This window comes from Ramlibacter paludis (assembly GCF_022012305.1).
Lineage (GTDB): Bacteria > Pseudomonadota > Gammaproteobacteria > Burkholderiales > Burkholderiaceae_C > Ramlibacter > Ramlibacter paludis.
Genome location: NZ_JAKLTM010000002.1, coordinates 19,443 through 35,810 on the forward strand (window position 1 = coordinate 19,443; position 16,368 = coordinate 35,810).

A 16,368-nucleotide genomic window follows, 5' to 3' on the forward strand; every position below is an offset into this window, starting at 1 on the left:
GGGCTCAGGCCTCGTTGTCCGGGCAGTTCGAGGGCTGCGCGTTCAGGAAGGCCGGATGCAGCATGCAGACCTCGAAGGCCGCCATCGTGCGCGGCAGGCCGCTGAAGTCGACGCTGAAGCGCTGGCCGTTGAAGATCTGCGGCACCAGGCAGCAGTCGGCCAGCGTCGGCGTGTTGCCGAAGCTGTAGCGGCCGGCAGGCAGGCGCTGCAACTCCTGCTCGTACTTCTCGAGGCCGTCGCGCACCCAGTGCCGGTACCAGGCGTTCTTCGCTTCCTCCTCCACCTTGAGGTCGCGCACCAGGTACTTCAGCACCCGCAGGTTGTTCAGCGGATGGATCTCGCAGGCGATCAGCTGCGCCAGCGCCCGCACCTGAGCCCGCGCCACCGCGTCGCCGGGCAGCAGCGGCGGCTGCGGATGCGTCTCGTCGAGGTATTCGATGATGGCCATCGACTGCGACAGGATGCGGCCGTCATCGAGCTCCAGCGCAGGCACCAGGCCCGAGGCCGAGACCGCGGCGTACTTCTCCTGCTTGTGCTCGCCCTTCACCAGGTGCACGGGCACGTAGTCGTAGGGGAGGCCCTTCAAGGCCAGCGCGATACGCACCCGGAACGAAGCGGAGGAGCGGAAGTAGTTGAACAGCTTCATGCCTTCAAGCATAAACCCTACACTCGCGAAAACAGCGGAGACAAGCGACATGCTGCACCCCCAGGCCCAGGCCTTGCTGCGACTGATCGAAGAGAAAGGCGTGCCACCGACGCATACGCTCACGCCGGCCCAGGCCCGCGCCTGGTACCGCGAGCGGCGCACCTTCACGCAGCCCGATCCGCCCGAGATCGGCGCCGTGCGCGACCTCGAGGCGCGGGGCATCCCGCTGCGCAGCTATCGCCCGCTGGGCAGCGCCGCCGCCGACGTCCTGCCGGTGCTCGTCTACTACCACGGCGGCGGCTGGGTGATCGGCGATCTCGACACCCACGACACGCTGTGCCGCCAGCTCTGCAACCAGTCCGGCTGCGCCGTCATCGCGGTGGACTACCGCATGGGACCGGAGCATCGCTTCCCGGCCGCCGTCGACGACGCCATCGCGGCTGCGCGCTGGGTGCGCGCCAACGCGGCGGCGCTGAAGGTTGACGCGAGCCGCATGGCGGTGGGCGGCGACAGCGCCGGCGGCAACCTGGCCGCGGTCGTCGCCATCGCGGCGCGCGACGCGGGCGACCTGCCGCTCGCCTTCCAGCTGCTGATCTACCCGGCGACCGACCAGCGCCGCCGCTGGCCCTCGCACACCAGCAACGGCCAGGGCTACCTGCTGACCCAGGACACCATGGATTACTTCCATGACCACTACATCCCCGACAAGGCGCAGGACCTCGACTGGCGCGCCTCGCCGCTGCTGCAGCCCGATCTCTCGCGCCTGCCGCCCGCCTTCGTGCTGACCGCCGGCTACGACCCCTTGCGCGACGAAGGCCTGCAATATGCGCACGCGCTGTCCGCGGCGGGCACGCGCTCCACGCTGGTGAACTTCGAGCGGCAGATCCACGGCTTCATCACCATGGGCCGGGTCCTCGACGAAGCCAACGCCGCCGTGCAACTCTGCGCGTCGCAGCTGCGGCAAGCCCTGGCATGAGGGCCGACCATAGCGAGCTGATGACCCGCATCGGCCCGGGCACGGGCTGCGGCGCGGTGCTGCGCCGCTACTGGCAGCCGGTCGCGCTGGTCGATGAATTCGACGCGCGCCTGGACCCACGCATGGCGCAGCGAGCGGTGAAGGCGCTGCGCGTGCTGGGCCAGGACTTGGTTCTCTTCAAGGATGCCGAAGGCCGCTGGGGCTTGCTGGATCGCGCCTGCCCGCACCGCGGCGCCGACCTCGCCTTCGGCCGCCACGAAGGCGACGGCCTGCGCTGCCCTTTCCACGGATGGAAGTTCGACGCCACCGGCCGCTGCCTGGAAACGCCGGCGGAACCCGTGGGCAGCAAGCTGTGCGAACGCATCCGGCAGCGCAACTACCCGGTGCTGGAGCGCAGCGGCATCCTGTTCGCGTGGTTCGGCGAGGAAGGCCAGGCACCGCCGCCCTTCCCTGCCTTCGACTGCTTCACCGCCCCGGCGACGCACACCTTTGCCTTCAAGGGCCTGTGGAACTGCAACTGGCTGCAGGCCTTCGAGGTCGGCATCGATCCGGCGCATCCGTCCTTCCTGCACCGCTTCCTCAATGACGCGCCGCTCGACGCGATCGGCGACAACGCAGCCGGCCGCCAGTTTCGCAGCGCCAGCGCCGGCGCCTTCGAGGGCGAGAAGTGGCCGATGACGCGGATCATGCGCGAGTTCCACCGCCCCGAGATCTCCTTCGAATCCCGGCCCTGGGGCCTGCAGCTCACCGCGCTGCGCCCGATGACCGACGCGCTCACGCACGTGCGCATCACGCAGGCGATCTTTCCGCACACCTTCGTCATCCCGCTTTCGGAGACGCTGACCATCACGCAGATGCACGTGCCGGTCGACGACACGCGCACCTACTGGTACTCGGTCTTCACCAGCTTCGCCGGGCCGGTCGACAAGGAAGCGATGCGGCAGCAGCGGCTGCAGTTCATTTCGCTGCCGGACTACGTGCCGAAGTCCGGCCGCCACGACAACTGGGGCTTCGATCCCGCGGAGCAGCGCACGCAGACCTACCTGGGCATGGGCGAGGAAGACATCAACGTGCACGACCAGTGGGCGGTGGAAAGCATGGGCCCGATCCAGGACCGCACGCGCGAGCACCTGGGCACCAGCGACAAGGTGATCGTCGCCAACCGGCGCATGCTGCTGAAGGCGATCGAGACCGTGCAGGCGGGCGGTGCCGCGCCCGGCGCGGCCGACCCTTCGCTAGCCGACCGGATGCGCGGCCCCGACACCGTGGACGGCATCGCGCCCGCCGGCACCTGGGGCACGTGGTGGCAGGAACGCGTGCAGGCCAAGCGGGCCGGCGCGCCCTGGCTGGCGCAGCCCGAGAAGGCGGAAACCGCGTGAGTTTCGCCGCGCGCTGCGGCCTGCACGACGCCGCCCGCGAACAGGCGCTGCAGCATGCGAGCCACCTGCTGGCCTCCAGCGGCATCGAGCTGGTGCGCTTTGCCTGGTGTGACCTGCACGGCGTACTGCGCGGCAAGACGCTGGTCGCATCTGCTTTCGAGAAGGCGCTGCACGAGGGCGTGGGACTCGTCAGCACGCTGCTGTTGAAGGACACCTCGGACCGCACGGCCTGGAAAGTCTTCGAGCCGGGTGGCACCGCCGGCCTGCCCGGCTTCGGCTTTGCCAACAACCTGCTGCTGCTGGCCGACCCGGCGAGCTTCCGGCAACTTCCCTGGGCCGCGGCCACTGGCTGGGTGCAAGGGCAACCCTGGTTCCAGGACGGCACGCCGGTGGAACTGGACACCCGGCGCGTCCTGCAGCGCGCGCTGGCCAGGCTGGCGGACGCCGGCTTCGCGATGCAATGCGGCCTGGAGGTCGAGTTCCACATCTACCGCATCGAGGACACACAGGCGCAGCTCGACCCGCAACTGGCCGACTGGCCCGGCGCCCCGCCGCGCGTGAGCCTCGTCCATCCCGGCTACAACCTGCTGGCCGAAGGCTGGGCCGACCTCGCCGAGGAGCCGCTGCGCATCGTGCAGCGCACCGCGCAGGCGCTCGGCCTGCCCTTGCTGTCGCTGGAGATCGAGCTGGGTCCCAGCCAGGTGGAAGCGGTGTTCGACGTGACCGACGCGCTCACGGCCGCCGACAACATGGTGCTGTTCCGCAGCGCCGTGAAGCAGGCCCTGCGCCGCGCCGGCTACCACGCCACCTTCATGTGCCGGCCGCCCTTTCCCAACATCATGTCCAGCGGCTGGCACCTGCACCAGTCGCTGGTGGATGCGCGCACGGGCCGCAACGCCTTCCTGCGCGACGCGCCCGCGCCGGGCAGCACGCCGGCGCGGGCGGACCACACGCTGTCGGAGACCGGCGAGCGCTATCTCGCCGGCCTGTTGGCGCATGCGCGCGGCATGGCGGCTTTCTGCACGCCGACGGCCAATGGGTACGGCCGCTTCCGCCCCAACGCGCTCGCGCCGCAAGCGGTGCTGTGGGGCCGCGACAACCGCGGCGCCATGCTGCGCGTGATCGGCGAATGCGGCGACCGCGGCACGCGCATCGAGAACCGCATCGGCGAACCGGCTGCCAATCCGTATCTCTATCTCGCCTCGCAGGTCCATGCGGGCCTGGACGGCATCGCGCGCGGGCTGCGGGCGCCGGCCGCCACCGATGCGCCTTATGGCAGCGCCGGCGAGCGGCTGCCGACCAGCCTGGGCGAGGCGCTTCAGGCCCTGCGCGCGGATCCCGGCCTCTGCACCGCCTTCGGCGCCTCCTTCGTCGATTACTTCGTGCGCATCAAGGAGAGCGAACAACGGCGCTTCGAGGAGGCCGCCGATCCCGACGAGTTCCAGCGGCGCGAGTATTTCTCCCGCATCTAGCTCCGCGCACAATCGGTACCCGGAACCACAACAATTTCCCGGAGCAGGAACCCATGATTCTCGAGATCGCCGACATCCGCATCCAGCCCGGCCGCCAGGCCGAATTCGAGGAGGCCATCACCCGCGCGCTGCGCACCGTGGCCTCGCGCGCCAAGGGCATGCAGGGCTACAAGGTCAACAAGTGCATCGAGACGCCCGAGCGCTTCGTGCTGCAGATCTTCTGGGACACGCTGGAGGACCACACGGTGGGCTTCCGCCAGGGCCCCTTGTTCACCGAGTGGCGCGCGATCATCGGCCCTTTCTTCGCCCAGCCACCGCTGGTGGAGCATTTCGAGCTGGTGACGAAGTCGGACGGCGCCTGATCAGACTTCCGGCGCGGCCGCATCCTGGTGGCCGGCCACCAGGCGCGACAACAGCGCCAGCAGCTGCTCGCGCTCCGCGCCTTCCAGCGGCCCCAGGATCCGCTGCTGCACCTTGCCGACCGCGCGCCGCGTCTGCTGCGCCACCTCGGCGCCCTCCTTCGTCACCGACAGCAGCTTGCGCCGGCGATCGACCGCGTCGGGCTCGCGCCGCACCCAGCCGCGCGCTTCCAGCCGCGTGATCACCGAGCCGAAGGTGGCCGGATCGAAGGCCACCTTGCGCGCCAGCGTCACCTGGTCCTCGCCCGGGTCCTCGATCAGCGCGTTGAGGATGGCGAACTGCACGGGCGTGATGTCGTAAGCCGCGGTCTCCTCCATGAAGATCGCCACCGACACCTGGTGCGCGCGCCGGATCAGGTGCCCCGGCGCCTGCCGGAAATCGAAGCCTTTCGCCATGCGCGGCAGTGTAGCCGCGCCGTCCGGCTTGCAGGCGGGCTCATTCGTATGTATGCTTATCAATTGCCCATGAACCCGCAGCACATCACCGAACCCGCCCGCCAGACGCCCGTGTATGGCCAATACGAAGTCGTCGTCCTGGGCGGCGGCCCGGCCGGCATGGCCGCCGCCGTGGCTGCGGCCCGCAGCGGCCGCAAGACCCTGCTGGTCGAACGCTACGGCTTCCTCGGCGGCATGGGCACGGCCGCCGGCGTCACCAATTTCTGCGGCCTGCACGCCAACGTGGAAGGCGACATCCGCCAGGTGGTGCACGGCGTGGCCGACCAGTTGCTGGAACGCATCGCCAGGCTGGGCGGCCTGAACGCGCCGCACAACCTGTTCGGCAGGACCGTGGCCCAGGCCTACGACACCGCGGCCTACAAGATCGCCGCCGACGACCTGCTGCTGTCGGCCGGCGTCGACATCCTGTTCCACGCGCTGGGCGCGGGCGTCGTCATGGATGGTGCGCGCCGAGTGCAGGGCCTGCTGGTCGAGACCAAGTCGGGCCGGCAGGCGGTGCTGGGCCAGGCCTTCATCGACGCCTCCGGCGACGGCGACCTCGCCGCCTGGGCCGGCGCGCCCTACGACAAGGGCGACGGCCACGGCAACATGCTGTACCCCTCGACCATGTTCCGGCTCAACGGCATCGACCCGGCGCGCGCCGGCAAGGCCTGGGAAGTGATCCCGCAGCTGATGCTGGAAGCCGAGGCGCAGCATCGCTACAAATTCCCGCGCAAGACGCCGATCGTGCGGCCGCAGAAAAGCGGCATCGAGTGGCGCGTGAACCTCACGCAGCTGGCCAACCGCGACGGCAACGCCATGGACGGCACCGATGCGCGCGAGCTGAGCGAGGCCGAAGTCCTCGGGCGGCGCCAGATCGCCAACGTGTCGGGCTTCCTGCGGGAAGTGCCGGGCTTCGAGAACAGCTACATCGTCGACATCGCCCCGCAGGTGGGCATTCGCGAGACGCGGCGCGTGCGCGGCCTCTACCAGCTGACCGAGCGCGACGTGCTCGATTGCGCCGATTTCGCCGACACCATCGGCGTCAACGGCTGGCCGCTGGAGCTGCACCTGAAGGGCGACGTCGAATTCCGCTGGACCGCGCCCGGCAGCCGCGGCTTCAACCAGCTGCCCTACCGCATGACGGTGCCCGAGGGCCTGGACAACGTCTGGGTGGCGGGCCGCTGCGCCTCGATGAGCCACGAAGCGCAATCCGCTGCCCGCGTCACCGGCGCCTGTTTCGTCATGGGGGAGGCCGCCGGCGTCGCCGCAGACCTGGCCCTGAAGGCGAAGGCCAGCGCCGCGGCCGTCGACGTCGCCGCCCTGCAATCGCAGCTGGAAAAGAACGGCGCCTACCTCGGCCGCAGCTGGTAAGGAGACAAGCATGAACGCCCCGGATCGCACGGCGCAGACGCGCCAGCAGCTGTACCGCGACATGAGCCCGCACGACCTCACGCCGCTGTGGGAGGTGCTGCATGCGCTGGTGCCGCAGAAACCGGCGACGCCCTGCGCCCCGGCGCTGTGGAAGTACGACGAGGTGCGGCCCTTCCTGATGCGCGCCGGCGAGGCGATCACGGCGGAGGAAGCGGTGCGCCGCGTGCTGATCCTCGAGAATCCCAAGCTACGCGGGCAGTCGGCGGTGACGCAATCGCTCTACGCGGGCCTGCAGCTGATCCTGCCCGGCGAGATCGCGCCCAGCCACCGCCACACGCAAAGCGCGCTGCGCTTCATCGTCGAGGGCAGCGGCGCCTGGACAGCGGTCGACGGCGAGCGCACGACGATGCGCCCGGGCGACTTCATCATCACGCCGAGCTGGACCTGGCACGACCACGGCAGCGAAGCCGACGGCCCGGTGGTGTGGCTCGACGGCCTGGACATCCCGATGGTCCGCTTCTTCGATGCCGGCTTTGCCGAGAACAACGCCGACCGCTCGCAGCAGGTGAACCGCCCCGAAGGCACCAGCTTCGCGCGCTTCGGCCACAACATGGCGCCGGTGCGGCACGAATCGCCGTACGGTGCGACCTCGCCGATCTTCAGCTATCCCTACGAGCGCAGCCGCGAGGCCCTCGACCAGCTGGAACGCAGCGCCCCCGTCGACGCCTGGGACGGCGTCAAGCTGCGCTACGTCAACCCGCTCACCGGCGGCTGGCCCATGCCCACCATAGCCACCTTCATGCAGCGGCTGCCGGCCGGCTTCGCCGGCAAGGCGTGGCGCCAGACCGATGGCGCGGTGTACAGCGTCGTCGAAGGCAGCGGCGAAATCGTGGTCGGGCAAGGGGAAAGCGAAGTGCGCTACGCCTTCGGCCCGCGCGATCACTTCGTGGTGCCGTCGTGGCACACTGCCCGCCTCTCCTCGGGCAGCGGCTGCGTGCTGTTCAGTTTTTCAGACCGCCCGGTGCACCAGGCCCTGGGCATTCACAGAGAAGAAAGGTTGTCATGAGCTACGTCTTCAACCCCGCGCCGGCCGCCAGCGTGCCGGTGGTCGGCCGCGCCGAGCGCTTTCCCGCGCGCCGCATCTACTGCGTGGGCCGCAACTACGTGGAGCATGCCAAGGAGATGGGATTCACCGGCCGCGAGCCGCCCTTCTTCTTCCTGAAGCCGAACGACGCGCTGGTGGTGGTGCCCGCGGGCGAGACCGGCACCATGGCCTACCCGCCGCTGACCAAGGACCTGCACCACGAGATCGAACTGGTGGTGGCCATCGGCAAGGGCGGCAAGAACATCAAGGCGGCCGACGCCAAGCAGCACATCTTCGGCTACGCCGTCGGCCTCGACATGACGCGCCGCGACCTGCAGGGCGAGATGAAGAAGCAGGGCCGCCCCTGGTGCATCGGCAAGGCCTTCGACCAGTCGGCGCCCATCGGCCCGATCGTCGAGGCCGCCAAGGCGGGCGACGTGGAAAACGCGGAGATCTGGCTGCAGGTGAACGGCAAGGACCGCCAGCGCAGCAACGTCAACAAGTTGATCTGGAACATCGGCGAAACCATCGAGCACCTCTCCGCCGCCTGGGAGCTGCAGCCGGGCGACCTGATCTACTCCGGCACGCCCGAAGGCGTTGCCGCGGTCGTGGCCGGCGATACGCTGGTCGGCGGCGTGACGGGGGTCGGGGAACTGCGCATCAGGATTGCCTGACGCGCCCGCATAATCCGCGCAAACGAAAACGACGGAGGTCCGTTTGCGCGTTCTGGAACGACTGGCGAAGTTCTGCGCCATCCTGGCCGGCTTCCTGCTCACCGGCATCACCCTCATGACCTGCGCCAGCCTGGTGGGGCGCAACACCACCGGCACCACGCTGGTGGGTGATTTCGAACTGACGGGGGTGGTCGCCGGCGCAGCCATTGCCCTCTTCCTGCCCTGGTGCCAGGTCCGGCGCGGCAACATCATCGTGGACTTCTTCACCGCGCGCGTCGGCGCCCGCGCCAATGCGGCGCTGGACCGCTTCGGCGCCCTGCTCCTGGGCCTGTCGCTGGCCTTGCTGGCCTGGCGCGCGGGCTACGGTGGAATGAGCGCCTGGCGGGCGCAGTCCACCAGCATGATGCTCGGCTTCCCCGAATGGATCGTGTACGCCGCCATGGTGCCGCCGCTGGTGCTCACGGCGCTCATCGGCATCTGGCAGGCCTGCTTCGGTTTCCCCGAGGTGGAGGAATGAGCCCGCTCGCCCTGACCGGGCTGATCTTCGGCGTGATGCTGCTGCTGATGGCGATCCGCACGCCGATCGCCATCTCCATGTTCATCGCGGGCTGCATCGGCTACGTGCTGCAGTCCGGGCTGGCGCCGCTGGAAAGCTTCCTCAACACCCAGGCCTTCGCGCGCTTCGCCAGCTACGACCTGTCGGTGATCCCGCTGTTCATCCTGATGGGGCATTTCGCCACCCAGGGCGGCATTTCCAAGGCGCTGTTCGAGTTCGCCAGCGCGGTGATGTCGCGCTTCCGCGGCGGCCTCGCCATGGCGGCCGTGATGGCCTGCGCGGCCTTCGGCGCCATCTGCGGGTCCTCGGTGGCCACGGCGGCGACGATCACTTCGGTGGCGCTGCCGGAGATGAAGCGGCACGGTTACTCCGGGCGGCTCGCGACCGGCACGCTGGCTGCCGGCGGCACGCTGGGCATCCTGATCCCGCCTTCGGTGCCGCTCGTGATCTATGCCATCCTGGCGGAGCAGAACATCGCCAAGCTGTTCGCCGCGGCCATGATCCCCGGGCTGATCGCGATGGTCGGCTACATGATCGCCATCGCCATCTACGTGCGCGTTGTGCCGGGCCACGCGCCCGAGCGGGAGGAAGCCACGCGCATGACGCTGAACGCGCTGAGCGGCGTGATTCCCATCGCCCTGATCTTCGGGCTGGTCTTCGGCGGCATCTACGGCGGCCTCTTCACGCCCACCGAAGGCGCGGCCGTGGGCGCGGCCTCGACCTTCATCGCCGCGCTCCTCAAGCGCGAGATGACGTGGCAGAAGTTCAAGCACTGCTTCTACGCCACCGCCGAAGGCTCGGCGATGATCTTCATGATCTTCATCGGCGCCGACGTGATGAACGCCGCGCTGGCCCTGACCCAGGTGCCGGGCCAGCTGGCCGCGGTGGTGGGCAGCTGGGGCCTGTCGCCGGTGATGGTGGTGGCCGCCATCCTGCTGTTCTACGTGGTGCTCGGCGCGGTGATGGACGAGTTGTCCATGATCCTGCTGACCATCCCGATCTTCTTCCCCATGGTGATGTCGCTCGACTTCGGCATGTCCAGGGAATACACGGCGATCTGGTTCGGCATCATGGTGCTGATGACGGTGGGCTTCGGCCTGCTCGCGCCGCCCGTGGGCCTGAACGTCTACGTGGTCAACGGCATGGCCAAGGGCGTGCCCATCTGGGAAAGCTACCTCGGCGTGATGCCCTTCCTGGTGAGCGACACCATCCGCACCATCGTGCTGCTGCTCTTCCCGCCGATCTCGCTCTGGCTGGTGAAGTACATAGGCTGAGGGTTGGCCCCAAGGCTGGGGACGGCGGCGCTGCGTTAAGTTCCTGCATTCCCTGGAGAACACCATGATGCAGAGACGTACCCTCCTGAAATCCGGCGCGGCCACGGCCCTGGGCGGCGCGGCGCTGGCCGGCTTCGCGCAGCAGGCTGTCACCCTCAAGTTCCACACCTTCATGGCGCCCACGTCCAACGTGTGGCTGAACATGCACAAGGCCTGGATGGACAAGGTGAGCAAGGATTCGGGCGGCCGCATCAAGTTCGAGGCCTATCCCGCCATGCAGCTGGGAGGCACGCCGGTGCAGCTGTACGACCAGGCGCGCGACGGCGTGGTCGACATCGTCTGGACCCTGCCCGGCAACACCGCCGGCCGCTTCCCGCGCGTGGAGGTGTTCGAGCTGCCCTTCATCATGAACAACGCCGAGGCCACGTCCAAGGCGTACTGGGAATACGTGCAGACGCTGGCGCCGGACGAGTTCAAGGACACGCAGGTGATCGCCCTGCACGTGCACGGCCCGGGCGTGATCCACACCGCCGACAAGCCGGTGCATTCGGTCAACGACATGCGCGGCCTGAAGGTGCGCGCGCCCACGCGCCAGGTGACCAAGCTGGTGGGCGCCCTGGGCGCCACGCCGGTGGGCATGCCGCTGCCGCAGATCCCCGACGCGCTCTCCAAGGGCACCATCAACGGCTGCGTGATCCCCTGGGAGGTGGTGCCTTCGGTGAAGGTGCACGAACTCACCAAGTACCACGCGGAATTCGACCCCGCCGGCGGCTCGCTCTACACCACCACCTTCGTGATGGCGATGAACAAGCCCAAGTACGAAAGCCTGCCGCCCGACCTGAAGAAGGTGATCGACGCCAACTCGGGCTCGGCCACCTCCGGCTGGCTGGGCAAGGTGCAGCAGGGCGGCGACGCCGCCGGGCGCAAGGCGGCCACCGACCGCGGCAACACCATCTTCACCGTCAGCGCCGCCGAGGCCCAGGAATTCCGCCGCCGCTCGCGGCAGATCGAGGTGGAGTGGGTGGAGGACATGAACAAGCGCGGCCACGACGGGCGCAAGTTGCTGGAGACCGCCCGCGCGCTGATCGAGAAGCACGGCAAGACGAGCGCCGCGCCGGCCGCCCTGGCGCCCGCGAAGAAAGCCTGATAATCGATCGCAGCGCCTCAAGGACGAGGGCCCCGTCGGGGCCCTCGTCGTGTCCGATGTCCATTCCCATCCGAAGCCCCATCAAGCATTGCCGCAACTGCGGCACCGCCGTCGTGTACCGCATTCCCGACGACGGCGACACGCACGAGCGCGCCGTCTGCCCGGCCTGCGACACCATCCACTACGAGAACCCTTTGAACGTGGTGGGCACCGTGCCCTACCTGGGCGACAAGGTGCTGCTGTGCAAGCGCAACATCGAGCCGCGCTGGGGCAAGTGGACCTTGCCGGCGGGCTTCATGGAGCTGAACGAGACCACCGAGCAGGGCGCGGCGCGCGAGACCCATGAAGAGGCCGGCGCGCAGATCGAGATGGAAGGCTTGTTCACGGTGCTGAGCGTGCCGCGCGTGGGCCAGGTCCACCTGTTCTACCGCGCCCGGCTGCTGAGCGACGTGTTCGATCCCGGCTACGAAACCATCGAGGCGCGACTGTTCACCGAGGAAGAGATCCCCTGGGAGGAGATCGCCTTCCGCACGGTGAGGGAAACGCTGGAGCAGTTCTTCCGCGATCGCGCCGCCGGCCACTTCGGCGTGCACACGCTGGACATCGTCTAGGGCGCCTGCTGCGGCCCGCGGTTCGCGCGGCTTTCCTCGCGGATGCGCGCTTCCTCGCGCCGCTTCACGCACAAGGGGTGGTTGCGCGCGCCGGCCTTGTCGCAGTGCTCGGCGAGGCAGACTTCCTTGGCGAGGAAGATGCGGTCGCGGCATTGCTCGACGGCCTGGAAATTCGAATTGTTCGCGGCCACCACCTGCGCCGGCGCGGAGCGTGGCGGCTCGGGGTCGACCTTGGGCAGAGCGCCCATGGTGGTGGTCGGCGCGCGCACCGGCTGCTCCACCACCGGCGACGGCAAGGCGCCCTTGGGCGCCGCGCGGGGCTGGCTGGTCTTGGCCTTCGGTTGCGCTGCAGCCGTCACCGCCGGGGCCGGCGCGGGTGCGGGCGCCGGCGCGTTCACCATCTGTTCGGCCGGGACCGGCGGCAGGCCCTGCGCAGGGGCCGGCTGGGGCGCGGCTTGCGGCGCGGCCGCGACCACGGCCGGCGCATCCGCCGGCGCTGCGGTGCTTCCGCCCGCGGGAGCAGCGGGCGCGACCACCGGCGGCGGCGGCTCCGTCACCGCGACCGTCTTGTCGGCGCCGCGGCCCATGGTGAGGGCCAGCACGATGCCGGCGACCGCCACGGCGGCGATGCCGGCCAGCACCGCGATCGGCGGCTTCTTGCGCGCGGGCTTCACACCCGCCTGGGTGCCACCGGCCTTGGTGCCGGCCCGCGTGCTGCCGGACGAAGTCTTGCGCGCGGCAGCGGCGCCGGCCGCGGCGGCTGCATCCTCGGGCCGCACTTCCATCACGGTCGAAGGAAACTCGCTGTCGCTGCGCGTGCGGGTGTATTCCTGCTCCACCCAGTCCGAAGGCTTCAGGCCCGTGCCCTCGCTGACGGCCTGAGCCGCAGCGGAGTGCGCGCGGGTGGCGTCGTAGTCGGGGAACATCGTGCTGGTGCCGCTGGTGGCCAGCGCGCCGGCGCCGGCCACGGGGGCCGCAGCGGCCGGTGGCATGGCGGGGGCAGCCCGCGGCGGCAGCGTGCCCACCGCGGTGATGTTGGTCGTGCCGTCGCCGCCCACCAGCTTCCGCAGGCGGCGGCGCGCCAGGTCGGCGTAGATGCCGGTCGGAAACTTGTCCAGGAAGCCCTGCAGGTCCTCGGGGTCGGTCGAGTCCTTGACGTCCTTCCAGTAGACCAGCTCGAGTTCCTGGGTGACCGAGGTGGACCCGCCCGGCATGGACAGGCCGCCGGGCACCGTGCCGGGCGGGAGCGTGCCGGGCACGCTCAGCGGGCGCGACAGCGCGGTCTCCACCTTGCGCTGCGGGTTCTGCGGCGGCAGCACCGTCTGGTCCTCGGCGCGGCGGATGGCGGCCTGCAGGGCCACCGCGAAATCGCGCGCAGTGGCGAAGCGCTCGTCGCGCGACTTCGCCAGCGCGCGCGCCACCACGGCGTCCAGCGCCGCGGGCAGCCGCGCGTTGACGGTGCTGGGCGGCGGCGGCTCGTGGCCGATGATCTGGTGGATGATGGAGAAGTCGTTGTCGCCGTCGAAGGGGCGCTGGTCCGTCAGCAGCTGGTACAGCACCACGCCCACCGAGAACAGGTCGGCCCGCGAATCGATCTTCTGGCCTTGCACCTGCTCGGGCGCCATGTACTTCAGCGTGCCGACCATGCTGCCCTGGGTGCGGGTGGCTTCGCCCGAATCCTGGATGCGGGCCACGCCGAAGTCGGTGAGCTTCACGCGCCCGCCCGGCTCCAGCAGCAGGTTGGCCGGCTTGATGTCGCGGTGCACGATGCCCTGCTTGTGCGCGTAGTCCAGCGCGCTCAGCAGGTCGCGGATCATCTTGAGCGACTGCTCCAGCGAATAGCGGACGCCGCGATCCAGGTGGTGCTTGAGGTCGTCGCCCTGGATGTACTCCATGACCAGGAAGGCGACGTCGGCGTCGCGGTCGGAGTCGTAGACGCTGACGATGTTGGGGTGCTGCAGCCGGGCGGCGGAGCGCGCCTCGGTGCGGAAGCGGTGCTCGTATTCGGCCGCGGCTTCCTCGGACAGGTTCTCGACCTTGACGGTCTTGATGGCGACGCGCCGGTCCAGGTTGGGGTCGCGCCCCTCGTAGACCACCCCCATCGCCCCCTTGCCCAGGACGCGGAGCAGTTCATACCGACCCAGCTTTTTGAGAGTCACTTCTGCGCGTGCCGTGTGGGTAACAAAGGAAACCTATTCTAGCCCTGCCCCTGCGCGCGCCCCCTTAAGTCATCCACGCGGGGGCCCCCCGGTGTGGCGTTTGACACGCAGCAGGGCCTGGGCATAGGCCGGGGCGAAGTGCCGGTCCAGGAGGACGCGGATCCAGGCCTCGCGCATGGCGGCGTGCTCCGCATAGTCCTTCGCATAGGCGTCCCAGGCCCGCGCCGACTCGAACAGCTTGCTGCCGCCGGCAAGCAGGCGCGCCTTGAGCGCGTCCGGCGCGAACTCCTCGAGCACGCCGGCCAGCGCTTCCTGCAGCGCCTCGCCCATGGCGCGCTCGTGCGCCATCAGCTGGTCGACCAGCTCGCCGACGGCGCGGTCCGGCGCGATGCAGCCGGCGGCCGCGGCCTGGCCGCCGAACAGGTACCAGAGCTTGCTTTCCAGCGGCGTCTCCATCCGCAAGGGATTCACCGCCGGGGCTTCCAGCGTCGTGCGGTCGTCGGCCCCGGCCGGCTGGCGGCTCGCGGAGGCCGCCTGCACGGCTTGCAGCAGTCCCTGCAGCGCGGTGCGCGTGAGCCGCCCCATGGCTTCGAGCTCGGCGCGCGTGAGGTCTTCGGCCTTGGCGCCCGGGAGCCCCAGGCCGTTGAAGAAGGAGGCCAGGCCGCCCTGGGCCAGGCCGCCCGCGTCGAGCGCGCCCATCGGCGTGCCCGGGGCGAAGGTGCTCTGGAAGCCCCATTCGCCGAACGGGTCCTCCTCCAGCGGCTGGGTCGCCGAAACCGAGGCCACCAGCTGCGCGGCTTCCTTCTCGAAGTCCGCCCAGGGGTCGGGCGGCGTGACCACCGTGTCGGGCTCGAAGGAAACGCTGATGCGGTAGTCGCCCAGCACGAGGACCTGGCCGGGCGCCAGGCTGCCGCTCGCGCCGGGGGGATAGGCTGCGCCGTCGACCTCGATGCCGGCGGTCGCGGACAGCACCTCGAAGTGCAGCGTGTTGTCCTCGTTCCAGACGCCCAGGTGGCGGCGCGAGATGTTCTTCTGCGGCGCGGGCAGGCAGACCGGGCAGTCGGCGTCGCGCCCGAGCACCAGCGCGGGTTCGCCCGGCGCCAGCGCGCAGCGGGCATCCAGGCCGGGACCCGAAACGGACAGCTCCAGCGGCACTACGCGGTGACGGCGAAGCTGGCGAGCGGCGCCGCTTCCGCGTTGCGGTCGCAGCCCAGGGCGATCTGGCCGTTGCCGACCAGGTAGCACTCGGTGCGGCGCAGGACGACCGGCTCGGTCTGGTTGCCGAAGTAGACCCAGGTGCCGAAGCTGGAGACGTCGTTCAGGATGAAGTGCCCGCCCTTCCACTCCAGCGTGGCGTGGATGCGCGAGACGCGGCCATCGTTGATGGCCAGGTTGGCGGTGGTGCCGCGGCCCATCGTCAGGCGCTCGCCGTGCGGCAGCAGCGTGAGGGTCTGGCCGTTGGCGGTGACGTGCAGCGCCGCTTCGGCGGAGGATTTGAACATCGAGACGCCCATCACGGTGGCCTCGACGTCGCGCTGCGGCTGCCAGTCGACGCGGAAGATCTCGGTCACTTCCTGCTTGCCGCGCAGGTACATGGGGCCCAGGCTGCGCAGCTTGCGCTGCTGCTCGGGTGCGAGCGCGTCGCGCACGCGCTGCGAGGTGAGGATCTGGTCGGCGCCGGCCAGGTCGGCCAGGCGGGCGGCGCTGTTGACGGCGTCGCCGTAGCAGTCGCCTTCGATCTCCACCACTTCGCCGGACTCGATCCCCATCTGCATCTGCACGGGCTGGCCCATGCCGCCGGGGTAGACCGGCTTCTGCTGCAGCCTTTCCTGGATGGCGATGCAGGCCGTGACGGCCTCGCCTTCGTGCGGAAAGACCACGAACAGGCCGTCGCCCAGCAGCTTGACCACCCGGCCGTTGTGCTGTTCGAAGATCTTGGCAAGTGCTGTTGTCAACTGGGTGACGAAGCGGCCGGCGGTCTCGTCTCCGAGCCGCTCGAAGATGCCGGTGCTTCCGACCAGGTCAGCGAATACGACGGAGGCCATGCCCGGCCATTGTATGCGGGAGGCATCGCGAATGGAGCAAGCTGCGGTGCCGCGGCACGTGCGGCAACGCACATGCGGCAACGAAAAAGCCCGGCCTCCTTGCGGAAACCGGGCTTT

Annotated in this window: 16 protein-coding genes; 11 read left to right on the forward strand and 5 right to left on the reverse strand. The window is 69.7% G+C overall.

Annotated features, from left to right (window positions below):
- Positions 1–4 precede the first annotated feature (4 nt).
- Positions 5–646 carry a maleylacetoacetate isomerase gene (maiA, locus tag LZ009_RS06690; RefSeq protein ID WP_275697135.1) on the reverse strand — a complete coding sequence of 214 codons (642 nt, stop codon included), beginning with the start codon at positions 644–646 and terminating at the stop codon, positions 5–7.
- Positions 647–695: 49 nt separating this feature from the next.
- Between maiA and LZ009_RS06695 the strand changes: the two genes are divergently transcribed.
- The 4 genes from LZ009_RS06695 to LZ009_RS06710 are packed head-to-tail and all read left to right on the forward strand — an operon-like array spanning position 696 to position 4,835.
- Complete coding sequence (locus LZ009_RS06695; RefSeq protein ID WP_275697136.1) at positions 696–1,622, forward strand: alpha/beta hydrolase; 927 nt, start codon at positions 696–698, stop codon at positions 1,620–1,622.
- Positions 1,619–3,001, forward strand: a complete 1,383-nt coding sequence (locus LZ009_RS06700; RefSeq protein WP_275697137.1) for a Rieske 2Fe-2S domain-containing protein — start codon at positions 1,619–1,621, stop codon at positions 2,999–3,001. Before LZ009_RS06695 ends, LZ009_RS06700 begins: the two co-directional genes overlap by 4 nt.
- Positions 2,998–4,473, forward strand: a complete 1,476-nt coding sequence (locus LZ009_RS06705) for a glutamine synthetase family protein (protein WP_275697138.1) — start codon at positions 2,998–3,000, stop codon at positions 4,471–4,473. The genes LZ009_RS06700 and LZ009_RS06705 overlap by 4 nt, the downstream gene beginning before the upstream one ends.
- Positions 4,474–4,526: 53 nt before the next feature.
- Positions 4,527–4,835, forward strand: a complete 309-nt coding sequence (locus LZ009_RS06710) for an antibiotic biosynthesis monooxygenase family protein (RefSeq protein ID WP_275697139.1) — start codon at positions 4,527–4,529, stop codon at positions 4,833–4,835.
- On the opposite strand, the gene LZ009_RS06715 is transcribed toward LZ009_RS06710, so the two are convergent.
- Positions 4,836–5,288 carry a MarR family winged helix-turn-helix transcriptional regulator gene (locus LZ009_RS06715; RefSeq protein ID WP_275697140.1) on the reverse strand — a complete coding sequence of 151 codons (453 nt, stop codon included), beginning with the start codon at positions 5,286–5,288 and terminating at the stop codon, positions 4,836–4,838.
- A 69-nt stretch (positions 5,289–5,357) separates the two neighbouring features.
- Between LZ009_RS06715 and LZ009_RS06720 the strand changes: the two genes are divergently transcribed.
- The 7 genes from LZ009_RS06720 (at position 5,358) to LZ009_RS06750 (ending at position 12,047) form a co-directional block, all read left to right on the forward strand.
- Entirely contained in the window at positions 5,358–6,701 is a 1,344-nt protein-coding gene (locus LZ009_RS06720) for an FAD-dependent oxidoreductase (RefSeq protein ID WP_275697141.1), read from the forward strand.
- A gap of 10 nt (positions 6,702–6,711) precedes the next feature.
- On the forward strand, positions 6,712–7,767 hold the full coding sequence (gene gtdA / locus LZ009_RS06725; RefSeq protein WP_275697142.1) for a gentisate 1,2-dioxygenase: 1,056 nt from the start codon (positions 6,712–6,714) through the stop codon (positions 7,765–7,767).
- A complete protein-coding gene (locus LZ009_RS06730; protein ID WP_275697143.1) occupies positions 7,764–8,459 on the forward strand; it encodes a fumarylacetoacetate hydrolase family protein in 696 nt (231 codons plus the stop codon). Before gtdA ends, LZ009_RS06730 begins: the two co-directional genes overlap by 4 nt.
- Before the next feature lie 43 nt (positions 8,460–8,502).
- Positions 8,503–8,976, forward strand: a complete 474-nt coding sequence (locus LZ009_RS06735) for a TRAP transporter small permease (RefSeq protein ID WP_275697144.1) — start codon at positions 8,503–8,505, stop codon at positions 8,974–8,976.
- Positions 8,973–10,289, forward strand: coding sequence for a TRAP transporter large permease (locus LZ009_RS06740; protein ID WP_275697145.1), 1,317 nt, complete (start codon positions 8,973–8,975; stop codon positions 10,287–10,289). Before LZ009_RS06735 ends, LZ009_RS06740 begins: the two co-directional genes overlap by 4 nt.
- 64 nt (positions 10,290–10,353) lie before the next feature.
- Positions 10,354–11,436, forward strand: coding sequence for a TRAP transporter substrate-binding protein (locus tag LZ009_RS06745; RefSeq protein WP_275697146.1), 1,083 nt, complete (start codon positions 10,354–10,356; stop codon positions 11,434–11,436).
- Positions 11,437–11,498: 62 nt separating this feature from the next.
- Positions 11,499–12,047, forward strand: a complete 549-nt coding sequence (locus tag LZ009_RS06750; RefSeq protein ID WP_275697898.1) for an NUDIX hydrolase — start codon at positions 11,499–11,501, stop codon at positions 12,045–12,047.
- Here LZ009_RS06750 and LZ009_RS06755 read toward each other — a convergent pair.
- The 3 genes from LZ009_RS06755 to LZ009_RS06765 form a co-directional block, all read right to left on the reverse strand.
- Complete coding sequence (locus LZ009_RS06755; RefSeq protein WP_275697147.1) at positions 12,044–14,206, reverse strand: serine/threonine-protein kinase; 2,163 nt, start codon at positions 14,204–14,206, stop codon at positions 12,044–12,046. The two genes, LZ009_RS06750 and LZ009_RS06755, sit on opposite strands and share 4 nt — an antisense overlap.
- A gap of 69 nt (positions 14,207–14,275) precedes the next feature.
- A complete protein-coding gene (locus LZ009_RS06760) occupies positions 14,276–15,361 on the reverse strand; it encodes a type VI secretion system-associated FHA domain protein (protein ID WP_275697148.1) in 1,086 nt (361 codons plus the stop codon).
- Positions 15,361–16,251 carry an adenylate/guanylate cyclase domain-containing protein gene (locus LZ009_RS06765; RefSeq protein ID WP_275697149.1) on the reverse strand — a complete coding sequence of 297 codons (891 nt, stop codon included), beginning with the start codon at positions 16,249–16,251 and terminating at the stop codon, positions 15,361–15,363. Before LZ009_RS06765 ends, LZ009_RS06760 begins: the two co-directional genes overlap by 1 nt.
- Between the last annotated feature and the right edge of the window lie 117 nt (positions 16,252–16,368).